At 70.1% G+C, this 13339-nt stretch carries 12 protein-coding genes; 5 read left to right on the forward strand and 7 right to left on the reverse strand.

Features of this window, described 5'->3' with window-relative positions:
- Positions 1-116: 116 nt before the first annotated feature.
- The 7 genes from EDF42_RS09025 to EDF42_RS09050 form a co-directional block, all read right to left on the reverse strand.
- Positions 117-1160, reverse strand: coding sequence for a Gfo/Idh/MocA family protein (locus EDF42_RS09025; protein WP_111085419.1), 1044 nt, complete (start codon positions 1158-1160; stop codon positions 117-119).
- A 364-nt stretch (positions 1161-1524) separates the two neighbouring features.
- Entirely contained in the window at positions 1525-2451 is a 927-nt protein-coding gene (locus EDF42_RS09030) for a prenyltransferase (RefSeq protein WP_123672088.1), read from the reverse strand.
- A complete protein-coding gene (locus EDF42_RS09035) occupies positions 2448-2864 on the reverse strand; it encodes a lycopene cyclase domain-containing protein (protein ID WP_185040854.1) in 417 nt (138 codons plus the stop codon). The genes EDF42_RS09030 and EDF42_RS09035 overlap by 4 nt, the downstream gene beginning before the upstream one ends.
- Positions 2861-3193 carry a lycopene cyclase domain-containing protein gene (locus EDF42_RS09040; protein WP_123672090.1) on the reverse strand — a complete coding sequence of 111 codons (333 nt, stop codon included), beginning with the start codon at positions 3191-3193 and terminating at the stop codon, positions 2861-2863. The genes EDF42_RS09035 and EDF42_RS09040 overlap by 4 nt, the downstream gene beginning before the upstream one ends.
- A complete protein-coding gene (gene crtI, locus EDF42_RS18920; protein WP_260235297.1) occupies positions 3193-4833 on the reverse strand; it encodes a phytoene desaturase family protein in 1641 nt (546 codons plus the stop codon). Before crtI ends, EDF42_RS09040 begins: the two co-directional genes overlap by 1 nt.
- The gene (locus EDF42_RS18925) at positions 4830-5768 is read right to left on the reverse strand and encodes a squalene/phytoene synthase family protein (protein WP_260235298.1); all 939 of its coding nucleotides are present in this window, start codon (positions 5766-5768) and stop codon (positions 4830-4832) included. Before EDF42_RS18925 ends, crtI begins: the two co-directional genes overlap by 4 nt.
- Positions 5765-6823: a polyprenyl synthetase family protein gene (locus EDF42_RS09050; protein ID WP_123672091.1), complete on the reverse strand. Its 1059-nt coding sequence runs from the start codon at positions 6821-6823 to the stop codon at positions 5765-5767. The genes EDF42_RS18925 and EDF42_RS09050 overlap by 4 nt, the downstream gene beginning before the upstream one ends.
- 21 nt (positions 6824-6844) lie before the next feature.
- Here EDF42_RS09050 and idi point away from each other — a divergent pair, with 21 nt between their 5' ends.
- The 5 genes from idi to EDF42_RS09075 all read left to right on the forward strand — a co-directional run bounded on the left by idi (position 6845) and on the right by EDF42_RS09075 (position 13283).
- On the forward strand, positions 6845-7387 hold the full coding sequence (gene idi / locus EDF42_RS09055) for an isopentenyl-diphosphate Delta-isomerase (protein WP_111085474.1): 543 nt from the start codon (positions 6845-6847) through the stop codon (positions 7385-7387).
- Between the two features lie 348 nt (positions 7388-7735).
- Positions 7736-8800 carry a magnesium and cobalt transport protein CorA gene (locus EDF42_RS09060; RefSeq protein ID WP_123672092.1) on the forward strand — a complete coding sequence of 355 codons (1065 nt, stop codon included), beginning with the start codon at positions 7736-7738 and terminating at the stop codon, positions 8798-8800.
- A gap of 127 nt (positions 8801-8927) precedes the next feature.
- A complete protein-coding gene (locus EDF42_RS09065) occupies positions 8928-9947 on the forward strand; it encodes a LacI family DNA-binding transcriptional regulator (RefSeq protein ID WP_123340001.1) in 1020 nt (339 codons plus the stop codon).
- Between the two features lie 523 nt (positions 9948-10470).
- Complete coding sequence (gene mmsA, locus EDF42_RS09070) at positions 10471-11994, forward strand: multiple monosaccharide ABC transporter ATP-binding protein (RefSeq protein WP_185002736.1); 1524 nt, start codon at positions 10471-10473, stop codon at positions 11992-11994.
- A complete protein-coding gene (locus EDF42_RS09075; RefSeq protein ID WP_123340000.1) occupies positions 11991-13283 on the forward strand; it encodes an ABC transporter permease subunit in 1293 nt (430 codons plus the stop codon). The genes mmsA and EDF42_RS09075 overlap by 4 nt, the downstream gene beginning before the upstream one ends.
- The last annotated feature ends 56 nt before the right edge of the window (positions 13284-13339 follow it).

The following is a 13339-nucleotide window of genomic DNA, read 5'->3' on the forward strand; positions in this document are numbered from 1 at the left end:
GGCGCGCCCAGATGGCCGCGGCGCGGCACCTGCGCGAGGCGGTGGACGTGACCACCGGGCGGACGGGAGGCCCGTGGCGGGCCCGCCACGGGCCTCCCGTCCGTCGGGCACGGCGTTCAGGACGGGACGACGACGTCCTCGGGCTGGCCGCTGGCAGCCGAACGACCAGCTGCCTCCATGAGTGCGAGGCTGCGCAGGTTGTCGCGGCCGCTCGTCGCCGGTGCCGGGCCGCCCTCGACCGAGCGGGCGAAGGCCTGCAGCCCGCCCTGACGGTCGGTGTGCTCGAGCACGGGCAGCTCGACGGGCTCGGCCTCGTCGTCCTGGGTGCGGCGGAGGGTGACCACGTCGCCGTCGACCGCGTTCGGTGCTCCGTCGCGGCTGGTGAACCAGAGTTCGCCGTCCTCGCCCTGGATGCTCCACTCGCCGGCCCACGCCGTGCGGGGGCCGCGGCTCAGCCAGCTGCCGCGGTAGCTGACGACCAGCCCGCCATCGAGCTCGATGAGCATCGAGGCGATGGCTTCGTCCTGGTACTTGCTGTACGACGGGAAGGTCGCCTTGGCGAAGACCCGGACGGCCTCTTGTCCGGTGACCATCCGGAGCAGGTCGAAGTGGTGGATCGCCATGTCGTTGATCATGGCGTGCGGGAACTTGTAGTGCGGGTGCTCCTCGAACGCCAGGTCGTTGTCCCACTGCCGGAAGTCGACGTTGATCGCGGAGAGCTCGCCCACGGTGTTCGCAGCGAGCAGGTCCTGCACGGCGCGCGGTGCCGGGTACCAGCGGTAGTTCTGGCTGACCTGCAGCACGAGGCCGAGCTCCTCGGCACGGCGCACGGCGGTGACGGCCTCGTCCGTGGTGTTGGCGAACGGCTTCTCGACCAGGACGTGCTTGCCGGCGTCGAGGGCCTCGAGCGCGAGCGGCACGTGGGTGACGGCGGGGGCGGTGATGACGACGGCGTCGGCCTCGACCCCGGCGAGCGCCTCGGTGAGGGACGCGAACGCGGCGGACGCGGGCAGCCCGAGGTCCTGCTGCACGGCGGTCAGCGTTGCCGGCACCGGGTCGACGATCCCGACCACCTCCACTTCGGAGACCTCTGGGATGGCGGTGCGGGCCCAGTTGCCGCCCCACCCTCCGAGACCGACGTGGATGATCCGGACCGTCATGCGTGCACTCCTTCGTGGCTGCCGCGTCACGACTCCCGTGACGCGTCCGTCCAGTCTGTCAGTGCTGCGCGCTGCGGGCGCTCTCGGTGCCGCGCGCGGCGGGCGCCGTCGGTGCTGCGCGCGGCGGGCGCCGTCGGTCCTGCGCGCGGCGGGCGCCGTCGGTCCTGCGCGCGGCGGGCGTCGTCGGTCCTGCGCGCGGCGGGCGCCGTCGGTCCTGCGCGCGGCGGGCGCCGAGGTTCCACGACATGCCGTGTGCGCGGCGCCGAGGTTCCACGGAGCGCGTCGGGCGACGTCGAGATGCCGAGATTTCGGAACCTCGACGGGACGCCGACGGGACCGGCGGGACGGGACGGGACCCGGGCGCTCAGTGCGTGAAGGCGTAGGCGATGAGCGCCATCGTCACGATGAACCCCGCCAGGTAGTTGATCCAGAGGAACCGCTTCCACCCGGCGTTCGCGGCCTCGGCGCCCTGGTCCGTGATGTTCCACCACGGCAGCACGTTGAGCGCGTACGGGATCACGACGACGGCCGCGATCGGCCCGGGGAACGCCGAGAACAACAGCGCGACGCCGGCGACCAGGTACGCGACGAACGCGAGTCGCACGGTCGCCCGCGCACCGATGACGGTCGCGACGGACCCGATGCCGCCGGCCCGGTCGGCCAGGACGTCCTGCACCGCGCCGAACGCGTGCGAGGCGACGCCCCACAGGAAGAAGGCGATGCAGACCGCGACGAGCTGTCCGGTCCAGTGTGGTCCGGCGAGCGCCAGGCCGTAGATCGCGGGCGAGACGAAGTGGGTCGACGAGGTCAGGGAGTCGAGGAACGGCTTCTCCTTGAACCGCAGCCCCGGCGCCGAGTACGCGATGACGGCGAAGACGCTGATCGCGAGGACGAGCCACGACCACGGCCCGTTCCCGCTCACCGCCCCGAGGACGACGAGCGCGACCAGGAAGGGCACGTTGGTGACGACGACGGCCCAGAGCGTGGTGCGGTGCACGCTCTTGTCGAGCAGCGCCCCCTCGACGCCGCCCTTGCGCGGGTTGCGCAGGTCGGATTCGTAGTCGAAGACGTCGTTGATGCCGTACATCGCCAGGTTGTAGGGCACCAGGAAGTACACGACGCCGACCAGGAACGCGACGAGTGAGAACCCACCGCCGCCCTCGACGCCGACCCCGCTGCCGAGCAGGTACGCAGCACCGAACGGGTAGGCGGTGTTCACCCAGCTGATCGGGCGTGACGACACGAACAGGGCGCGGAGGGTCGACGGCCTGGAGGCAGTGCTGGCGTTCACGGGGCGTCCTCCGGTGGTGCGGTGGTCGGGTCGGGCGCGGGGCGCGCGGCGGCCGGGTCGCGTGGGCCCGTCCGGTCGAACAGGACCCACAGGCTGGGCAGCAGCACGATCGCCGCCATCGCGTACGCGAGGTCCTCGACCGGGATCGCCCCGATCTTCGCCCCGCTGATGAGCGAGGGGTCGTAGGCGACGATGCGCAGGGTCACGATGACGTTGTCGAACACGATCGTCATCACGAGCAGCGCGATCCCGGCGACGAGCGACGTGACGAGCGCGATCCGACGCCCGGACCCCGGTGCGCGTCCCGCCGCTCGTGCACGGCGCGCGGCCACGACGCCGGCGACGACCGCCACCACCGCCACGACGGCGAAGAACGGCAGGGCCAGGAGCGCGTAGGCGCCGGAGCCGGTCACGGGCGCCGCCGTCCGAGCGACCGCTGCACGACGGGCCGGACGAAGCCGACCAGGTCCATCGTCGAGTAGCAGAGCAGCAGCAGGAAGAAGAGCTCCTCGAGCGGGACCTCGGGGGCGAGGAGCACCCCGGTCAGCAGGTGCTGCGGGCCGATGAAGAAGATGCCGTACGCGACCCCGGCGACGTCCCACACCATGAAGAACGCGACGCCGACGACCATCACCGCAGCCGCACGCCACGGCGCTCGCCAGAAGAACAGCCGGAAGCGGGCGTCGAGCACGATCATGCCGATCAGCGACACGACCAGGCCGGCGAGGTACATCCCCGGCATCAGACGGTGCCGGCCTGGTTCCGCGGGGTGCCGAGCGGCGTCGGCAGCGGCTCGGTGCTCGTGTCGCCGTGGATCCGCTTGAGCAGGACCTCGGCGCTGATCAGGCACATCGGCAGACCGATGCCCGGGATCGTGGACGCCCCGGCGTAGTACAGGCCCTCGACCTTGGCCGATGCGTTCTTCTCGCGGAAGAACGCACTCTGCTTGAGCGTGTGGGCGGGGCCGAGCATCGACCCGTTCCACGCGTTGAGGTCGTCGGCGAAGTCGCGCGGGCCGATCGTCCGACGGACCCGGATGCGGTCCCGCAGGTCGGGGACGCCCGAACGCTCGGCGACGACGTCGATGGCGCGGTCGGCGATCTGCTCGACCTCGTAGTCGCCGGCACCGTCGATCCCGCCCTTGCCGATGGACAGGTCGGCGGGCAGGGGCACCAGGATGAAGAGGTTGCTCGAGCCGCGGGGCGCGACCGACGGGTCGGTCTCCGACGGCGCGCAGACGTAGATCGACGCGGGGTCGGGGACGTGCCGGTCCTTGCCGAAGATCGCGCCGAAGTTCGCCTTCCAGTCCTCGGTGAACACCAGGGTGTGGTGCAGCAGGCCGGGCGTCGGTCCGTCGATGCCGAGGTAGACGAGCACGGCGCTCGGTCCGGGGTCGCGGGTCTTCCAGTGCTCAGCACCGTGGGTGCGGTGCTCGCGGTCGAGCAGCTGCATCTCGGTGTGCTGCAGGTCGGCGGCGCTCACGACCAGGTCGGCCGGGGCGGTGTGCTGCACGCCGTCGCGGTCGCGGTGCACGACCCCCGTGGCGACGCCGTCCTCGACGACGATCCGTTCGACCTTCGCGCCGGCGATGATCTTCGCGCCCTCGGCACGGGCAACCCGCTCGACCGCGGCGATCACCTCGGTGATGCCGCCCTTCGGGTAGAGCACCCCGTCGGCGAGGTCGAGGTGGCTCATCAGGTGGTACATGCTCGGTGCGGCGTACGGGCTCGTGCCCAGGAAGACCGCGGGGTAGCCCAGGATCTGCCAGAGCCGTCGGTCCTTGACCGCCGAGGCAGCGCGGGACGACAGCGGCTGCAGCAGGAGCCGGGCGAGCTTCGGCAGGCGACGGAGCACGTCGGGGGCGGCGAGCTTCGTGAGGTCCTGGAACGTCGTGTACAGAAACCGACGGATCGCCATCGCGTAGGTGTCCTCGGCCGAGGCGAGGTACTTCCGGATGCGCTTGCCGGCTCCGGGCTCGACGGACTCGAACAGCGCGATGTTCGCCTCGGCGTCGGCGCGCAGGTCGATCGGCTCGTCGTTGCCCTCGCTGTAGACGCGGTACCCGGGATCGAGCTTCACGAGGTCGAGTTCGGCGTCGGCCGAGGTGCCGAGCAGCTGGAAGAAGTGGTCGAACACCTCGGGCATGAGGTACCACGACGGCCCGGTGTCGAACCGGAAGCCGTCGCGCTCCCACGAACCGGCACGGCCGCCGAGCTGCGACCGCTGCTCGAGCACGGTCACGGCGAAGCCGTCCCGCGCGAGCAGCGCCGCGGACGCCAGTCCGCTGATGCCGCCGCCGATCACGACGGCGCGTCGAGCGGGCACCTTGCGCCGGGTGGTGGCGGCGACGACCGTCGGACGGGAGGCGCGGGGCGGGGTCATGACGTGCCTCCTGGCCGACGGGTGGCCACCTTCGACCGCACGGGGGCGCGTCCGGCGAGCACCTGTGCGGCCAGGCGCGCCTTCACCGGGTTCGGGACGCGCACGCGCGTCGTCACCAGGCGCGTCGCCGGCGTGCGGGCGATGCGGTCGTTGAGTTCCTGGAACAGGGCGTGCGCGAGTCCGACGGCGTTCCGGGCGTCGGCCGGCAGCAGCCGGATCGTCCGGGCCGCGTGGTCGAGGTCGCCCTGCACGTCGGCGACCAGGCGCTGCTTCGTGGCTTCGTCGAACGAGCGGATGTCGACCCCCGGGAAGTACGAGCGGCCGAGCACCTCGAAGTCGGCGTGCAGGTCGCGCAGGAAGTTCACCTTCTGGAACGCGGCGCCGAGCGCACGGGCTCCCGCGACGAGCTCAGCCTGGTCGAAGGTCGGGCGGCCGGCGCGGTACACGAACGCACGCAGGCACATCAGCCCCACGACCTCGGCCGAGCCGTACACGTACGCAGCGAACGAGGCGTCGTCGTGCTCGGTGCGCTCCAGGTCCATCCGCATCGACGCGAAGAACGGCTTGGTGAGCTCCGCGCCGAAGCCCGTGACCCGTGCACTCCGGGCGAACGCGTGCACGACGGGGTTCACCGAGAAACCGAGGGCGATCGCGCGCTCGGTGTCGGCCTCGAGCTCGTCGAGGACCGTCCGTGCCAGGTCGGGGTCGAGCCCCGCCTCGGTCGCGGGACCGTCGACGACCTCGTCGGCGACGCGCACCAGCGCGTAGACGTTGCGGATGTGTTCGCGGGTGTCCTTGGCGAGCAGCCGGCTCGCCAAGCCGAACGACGTCGAGTAGCGGTCGATGACGACGCTCGACGCCGCCTCGGCCGTGGCGTCGTACAGGGGGAGCCGACCGGACGGCGCGCTGCCGGTCCGGGTGGTGTCGGTCGTCACCGGGCGCGCTCCACGAGTTCGGTCACGAGGCCCTCCAGGCGGTCGGCGAGGTCGTACGGCAGTCCGGAGAGCTCGGCACGGGCGAGTGCGACGTGGTCGGCGATCCGGGACTCGGCTGCGGCACGGGCGCCGCAGGTGACCAGGGTCGCACGGAGTTCGGCCGCGCGGTCCTCGGTCAGGTCCGGGTCACCCAGGTAGGGCGCGATGTCCTGCCAGCAGTCGGTCGTGGCCGCGTACGCGATGAGCATGGTCCGCTTGCCCTCGCGCAGGTCCCCCAGCACGCTCTTGCCGGTGGTCGTCTCGTCGCCGAACACCCCGAGCAGGTCGTCGACGATCTGGTAGGCGATGCCGATCTCGCGGCCGAAGGCGCCGAGCGCGGTGACGACGGTCTCGGGCGCGCCGGCGAGCACGGCACCGGACTGCAGCGGCGCCTCGAACGAGTACACGCTCGTCTTCGCCCGTTCCATCGCCAGGACCTCGTCCACCGTCGGCATCACGCCGAGGGCCAGGTCGACGTCGGTCATCTCACCGGCGGCGCTGGCGAACACGGCTTCGTCGAGCAGTTCGAGCAGACGCCCGCGACGCTCGCCCGTCACACCAGAGGACTCGATGAACCGCGGTGCGCCGGAGAGCGCGAGGTCGCCCGCGATCACGGCGGCGCTCATCCCGCGGTGCTCGGCGGTCGGCAGCGGCAGCCCACCGGTGGTGCCGGCGTCGCGGTAGGAGCCCGCGACGTTCGGCTGGCCGCGGCGCGCCCAGTCACGGTCGATGACGTCGTCGTGCACCACCAGCGCGGTGTGCAGGAGTTCGTAGGCCGCGGCGACGTGCGCGGCGGCGTGCACGTCGTCCCCGCCGAGGCCGAGGTACGCGGTCAGCACCATGCGCGGCCGGAAGCGCTTGCCGCCCAGGCTCGCCTTGCGGAGCACCCGCCAGAGTTCCTCGGACGGACGGCCGTAGCGCGCGGCACGAGCCGAGGACACGACGAAGAAGCGCTCGAGACAGTCGTCAACGAGCGCGAGGTCGATGTGCGCCACGGTGGCCGCTTCCTCGCTCATTGGCCTAACCTATCGGTGCAGATGAGCGCTTTCCCGGAAACCGTGGTCCTGCTGGCCGACGACCGTACCCCGATCGGCACAGCGGACAAGTTCACGGTGCACACAGACCACACGCCCCTCCACCTGGCCTTCTCGTGCCACGTCCGCAACACCGACGGGGACGTCCTGGTGACCCGTCGCGCCCTGTCGAAGAAGACGTGGCCCGGTGTCTGGACGAACACGTTCTGCGGGCACCCCGGCCCGGACGAGTCGTTCGAGGACGCCATCGCCCGCCGGGCATCACGCGAGCTCGGCATCACCGTGCGCGACGTCGAGCTCGTGCTGCCGGACTTCCGGTACCGCGCGGTCGACGCCTCGGGGATCGTCGAGAACGAGGTCTGCCCGGTGTTCCGCGCCGTCACCGATGACCTGCCCGCTCCCGCGGACGACGAGGTCGCCGAGTACGCCTGGGTCTCCGAGGACTCGCTGCGGGCCGCCGTCGCCGGTGCGCCGTTCGGCTGGAGCCCCTGGCTGGGCTGGCAGCTGACCGAGCTCGAGGCCGCGGGCCTGCACATCACCCGCTGATCCGGCGCGCCCGCCTGGGCCGAGACTCGGGCTCAGCGACACTCCTCGTGCCGGCGAGCACGAGAACCGTCGTCCAGGCCGAGCCTCGGTCGAGCGCGGCCGAGCGCTTGGCTCCCTCGTGCATCCGGAGTAGGGTCGGACGTCGGCCACGGTTGTGGCCACGAGGCTGCGCACCGCGGCCGCACGACCAGGAGAAGGGCAGGTGAGGCGCGATGTCGGGTGACCATCCTCGCGCGGGCCGGCAGCCCCTCCCCCTCGCCGCCGCGCCCGTGTCCTAGATCTCCTCCGCCCGCTGCGGTCCGTCCGCGGCATCGCGCCTGCCTGCTCCCGACCACGAGGAGCACGCGCATGGCAATGATCGACAACGCGATCTACGTCGAAGGACGTCGCATCGATTCTCCGTCGACCCTGTCGCTCGGCGCACGCCACGAGGTCGCACGGTGCGACCTGGCGTGGATCGGACTCCTCCGCCCCGACCCGAAGGAACTCGACGCCGTCGCGACCGAGTTCGACCTGCACGAGAACGCGGTGGAGGACGCCCGCAAGGGGCACCAGCGCGCGAAGCTCGAGCGGTACGGCGACACGCTCTTCCTGGTGCTCCGTCCGGCCTGGTTCGACCGCGCCGAGGGCACGGTCGAGTTCGGCGAGGTGCACCTGTTCGTCGGCGACCGGTTCGTGGTGAGCGTCCGGCACGCCGAGCGCCCCGACCTCGCGGCACTCCGCGCCCAGGTCGAGGCCGACCCCGAGTTCCTGGCGCTGGGCTCCGAGGCCGTGACCGCCGCGGTGCTCGACGAGGTCGTGGACGGCTACGGCCCGGTGGTCGAGGTGCTGCAGGACGGCATCGACGCCATCGAGGACCAGCTCTTCGCCGGGCAGGTCGACCCGGGTGTCTCGAAGCGCATCTACCAGCTGCTCAGCGAGGTGCTGTCCTTCCAACGCGCCACGAAGCCGGTGCCCGCGATGGTGAAGGGCCTGCTCCGCGGGGCCGACAAGTACGGCGTCGACGACGAGGTGCAGCACCGGCTGCGCAACGTGCTCGACCACGCCCTGCGCGTGACGGAGCGGGTCGACTCGTTCCGGTCCCTGCTCGAGAACGCCCTGACCCTGCACGCGACCCTGGTGTCGCAGGAGCAGAACGAGGCAATGCGGCGGATGACCAGTGCGAGCCTGGCGCAGGGCGAGGAGAGCCGGCAGCTCGCCCGCGCCGCGCACCGTCAGGGCGAGGAGGTCAAGAAGATCTCGTCGTGGGCGGCGATCCTGTTCGCCCCCGGCCTGATCGCCGGCGTCTACGGCATGAACTTCGACCACATGCCGGAACTGCACTGGCGGTACGGCTACCCGGTCGCGATCCTCGGCATGCTCGCCCTGATGGGTGTGCTCTGGGCGATCTTCCGCAAGCGCAACTGGCTCTGACACGCAGCGAGGCCGCAGCGTCGAGGACGTTCAGGTGGCGTCGATCCGCCGGACGTGCATAATGATCTGGCCCGGAATGTGAACGTGCACATCGACGTGCCACGGCCCCGGGCGGAAACGAGCAGCAATGGCGTCATCGCGGGCACAGCAACCGCGTTCGCCCAGCATCCGTGACGTCGCACGGATCGCGGGCGTCTCCCACCAGACCGTCTCGCGGGTGCTGAACAACTCCGACGCCATCCGCGACGCCACGCGCGACAAGGTGCTGGCGGCGATGGAGCAGCTGCAGTACCGGCCGAACCGTGCGGCGCGGGCCCTCGTCACGAGCCGCACCCACACGATCGGCGTCCTGACGGCCCGCCGCGCCCACTACGGCCCGGCGGTCGCACTGCAGGCGATCGAGGACGCGGCGATGCTGCGCGGGTACTCGGTGACGACGGCGAACATCGCCGAGGCGACCGACACCGCCGTGCGTGAGGGGCTTGGGCACCTGCTCGACCTGGACGTCGAGGGCATCGTCGTCATCGCACCCCAGCAACGGGTGTTCGACCTGATCGAGGAACTCGGCATCCGCACGCCGTACGTGACGATGCGGGCCAGCGTCGGCGAGGACCCGACGGCCCTGTGGGTCGATCAGATGGAGGGCGCGCGGCTCGCCACCGAGCACCTGCTCGACCTGGGTCACGAGTACATCCGGCACATCGCCGGCCCGCAGGACTGGATCGAGGCCGACGCCCGCATGCAGGGCTTCCTCCGTGCCATGTCGGACCGCGACATGTCCGTCGTCCCGCCGATCCTGGGCGACTGGACCGCGGACTTCGGCTACCAAGCCGGCCGAGAACTCCTGCGGTGGCGGGACTGCACGGCGGTGTTCTGCTCGAACGACCAGATGGCCCTGGGCGTCATGCACGCGGCCCGCTCGTACGGGCTCGACGTGCCGGGCGACCTGTCGGTGGTCGGCTACGACGACATCCCCGAGGCGAAGCACTTCTGGCCGCCGCTCACCACCGTGCAGGTCGACTTCGCCGAGCTCGGCCGCCGCTGCGTCGACCTGCTCCTGCCCGGCGAGGACGAGCTCCTGCGGCCGATCGACATCGTCCCGCAGCTCGTCGTGCGCGCGTCCACGGGGGCCCCGCGCGGTCGTTGACGCGCCGCTGCACACCTTGCCGGAGCGGGCATACCTGGTCGAAAGAACGCACCAGGTACGCCCGATTCCGCCAGGTACGCCCGGCTCCAGACGCGACCGACAGGCGGACTGGAGGCCCGTGTGGACGCCGCCACGGGCCTCCCGTCCGCCCAGTGGGAACGCACGCACCGCGTGCGGAACTCCGCACGATCACCCCAACGCGGGGGACGTGATCAGCCTGCTTCCGCCAGATCACGCAGGCCGTTACGAAAACGCGACCAATCCGAATTGACAGCCGCACCGGGGCTGTGCGTAAATTACCTCCGTCCAGCCGATGTGACCGTTCACATGAGCGTCACACCAGCGGGGCACCGGACGCGACAACGAAGTCCACGCAGGCCACCTGCGCCCATTCGCTGCCGCAGCAGAACCACCCGAACAACTGCCGCATCGCAGCGGCAGAAGGAGATGCACTGTGGCGTCAACCCCGATCGACACCGGCCTCGAGACCCGGTCGATCACCGCACCCGAGACCATCCTCGAGATGCGCTCGATCACCAAGGAGTTCCCTGGTGTCAAGGCGCTCTCCGAGGTCTCCCTCAACGTCCGCGCCGGTGAGATCCACGCGATCTGCGGTGAGAACGGCGCCGGCAAGTCGACCCTGATGAAGGTCCTGTCGGGCGTCTACCCCTACGGCACCTACGACGGCGAGATCGTCTTCGAGGGCGAAGAGGTCCGCTTCGCGAACATCAAGCAGTCGGAGCAGGCCGGCATCGTGATCATCCACCAGGAGCTCGCGCTGATCCCGGAGCTCTCGATCACCGAGAACCTGTTCCTCGGAAACGAGCCGGGACGCTTCGGGCGCATCGACTGGACCGCCGCGCAGCTCCGCGCCCAGGACCTGCTCGCCCGCGTCGGGCTCGCCGACGACCCGGACACGCAGATCAAGAACATCGGTGTCGGCAAGCAGCAGCTGGTCGAGATCGCGAAGGCCCTGCACAAGGACGTCAAGCTCCTCATCCTCGACGAGCCGACCGCGGCCCTGAACGAGAACGACTCGCAGCACCTGCTCGACCTGATCGTCGGGCTGAAGGCCAAGGGGATCTCGAGCATCATCATCAGCCACAAGCTCAACGAGATCGAGCAGATCGCCGACGAGATCACGATCATCCGTGACGGCAAGACCATCGAGACGCTGAACGTCAAGGGCGACGGCGTCAACGAGGACCGCATCATCCGCGGCATGGTCGGCCGGTCGCTCGAGAGCCGGTTCCCGGACCGCACCCCGAAGATCGGCGAGACCTTCTTCGAGGTCCGCGACTGGACCGTGCAGCACCCGCTCGACGCCAGCCGCCTGGTCTGCAAGGGCTCGAACTTCCACGTGAAGCGCGGCGAGATCGTCGGGTTCGCGGGCCTGATGGGTGCCGGTCGTACCGAACTCGCGATGAGCCTGTTCGGTCGTTCCTACGGCACCTGGCTCGGCGGCGAGATCATCAAGGACGGCCACGAGATCAAGGTCACCAACGTCCAGCAGGCGATCCAGCACGGCATCGGCTACGTCTCCGAGGACCGCAAGGCCCTCGGCCTCAACCTGCTCGACACGGTGAAGCGGTCCACGGTCTCCGCCGACCTGCAGAAGATCTCGAAGGCCGGTGTCGTCGACTCGCTCGAGGAGTACTCGGTCGCCGAGAAGTACCGCAAGATGCTCCGCACCAAGGTGCCCAGCGTCGAGGAGAACGTCGGCAAGCTGTCCGGCGGCAACCAGCAGAAGGTCGTCCTGTCCAAGTGGATGTTCACCGACCCGGACATCCTGATCCTCGACGAGCCCACCCGCGGCATCGACGTGGGCGCCAAGTTCGAGATCTACGGGATCATCCAGCAGCTCGCGGCCGAGGGGAAGGGCATCATCCTCATCTCGTCCGAGCTGCCGGAACTCCTCGGTCTCTCCGACCGGATCTACACCATCTTCGAGGGCCAGATCACCGCTGACCTCCCGGCCGACCAGGCCGATCCCGAATCGCTCATGCGCAGCATGACCTCCGCGCGGAAGGGCGCCACCGCCTCATGAACAACCTGAAACTGCTCTTCGGCAAGGGCAACAGCATCGGCCAGTACGGCATGATCATCGCGCTCATCGTGCTGCTCGCGTACTTCGCGATCACCACCCAGGGGCTGATCCTCGAGCCCACGAACGTGATCAACCTGTTCCTGCAGTACTCCTACATCCTCATCCTGGCGCTCGGGATGGTCATGGTGATCATCGCCGGCCACATCGACCTGTCGGTCGGCTCGGTCGCGGCAGTCGTCGGCATCATCGTGGCCCAGTCGATCGCGGTGTGGAACTTCCCGGTCTGGGCCGCGATCCTGCTCGGCCTGGTCGTCGGCGCCGTGATCGGTGCCTGGCAGGGGTTCTGGGTTGCCTTCGTCCGCGTCCCGGCGTTCATCGTGACGCTGGCCGGGCAGCTCATCTTCCGTGGCGTCAACCAGATCATCGGCAACTCGACGTCGGTCCCCGTGCCGGACAGCTTCACCCCGATCGGCGCCGGCTTCCTCGGTGACTTCGGGCCCGACTTCGGCTACAGCAACGGCACGCTCCTGCTCGGCCTCGCCACCATCGCCGCACTCATCATCATCGAGGCGCGCGGACGCGCACGGCGCCGCAAGATGCAGGCCGAGGTCCCGCCGCTGTGGGTCTCCGTCGTGCGCACCGGCATCCTGGTCGCCGTCACGCTCGTCGCCACGTACCTGTTCGGCGCCGGCCCGGTCGGTACCTCGGTCCCGATCGTCGCGATCATCCTCGGTGTCCTGACGATCGTCTACGGCTTCGTCACGAAGAACACGATCTTCGGTCGCCAGGTCTACGCCGTCGGTGGCAACTCCAGCGCCGCCGTCCTGTCCGGTGTCTCCGCGAAGAAGGTCAACTTCTTCGTCATGATGAACATGTCCGTCCTCGCCGCCGTCGCCGGCATGGTGTTCGTCGCCTACTCCGGTGCGTCCGGACCCGCGGACGGCACCGGCTGGGAGCTGGACGCGATCGCCGCCGTGTTCGTCGGTGGCGCCGCCGTGGCCGGCGGTGTCGGCACGATCTCCGGTTCCATCATCGGTGGTCTCGTGATGGCGCTGCTGTCGAACGGCCTGCAGCTGATGGGCCTCGAGTCCAACAAGGTGCAGATCATCCGCGGTCTGGTCCTGCTCGTCGCCGTCGCCTTCGACGTCTACTCGAAGTCGCAGGGACGTCCGTCACTCATCGGCGGCATGATGCGGCAGTTCCAGCGGAAGGACACCGAGCAGAACACGGTGGCCGCCCAGCAGCCGCGGTCCATCGAGGACCAGCCGGACAAGATCACCCTCCCCTAGCTCACACCTCCCCACAGCGGGGCCTCAGGCCCCACCCCTCCTCAACGAAGAGAAAG

This window comes from Curtobacterium sp. PhB172, from assembly GCF_003752545.1.
Classification (GTDB): Bacteria; Actinomycetota; Actinomycetes; order Actinomycetales; family Microbacteriaceae; genus Curtobacterium.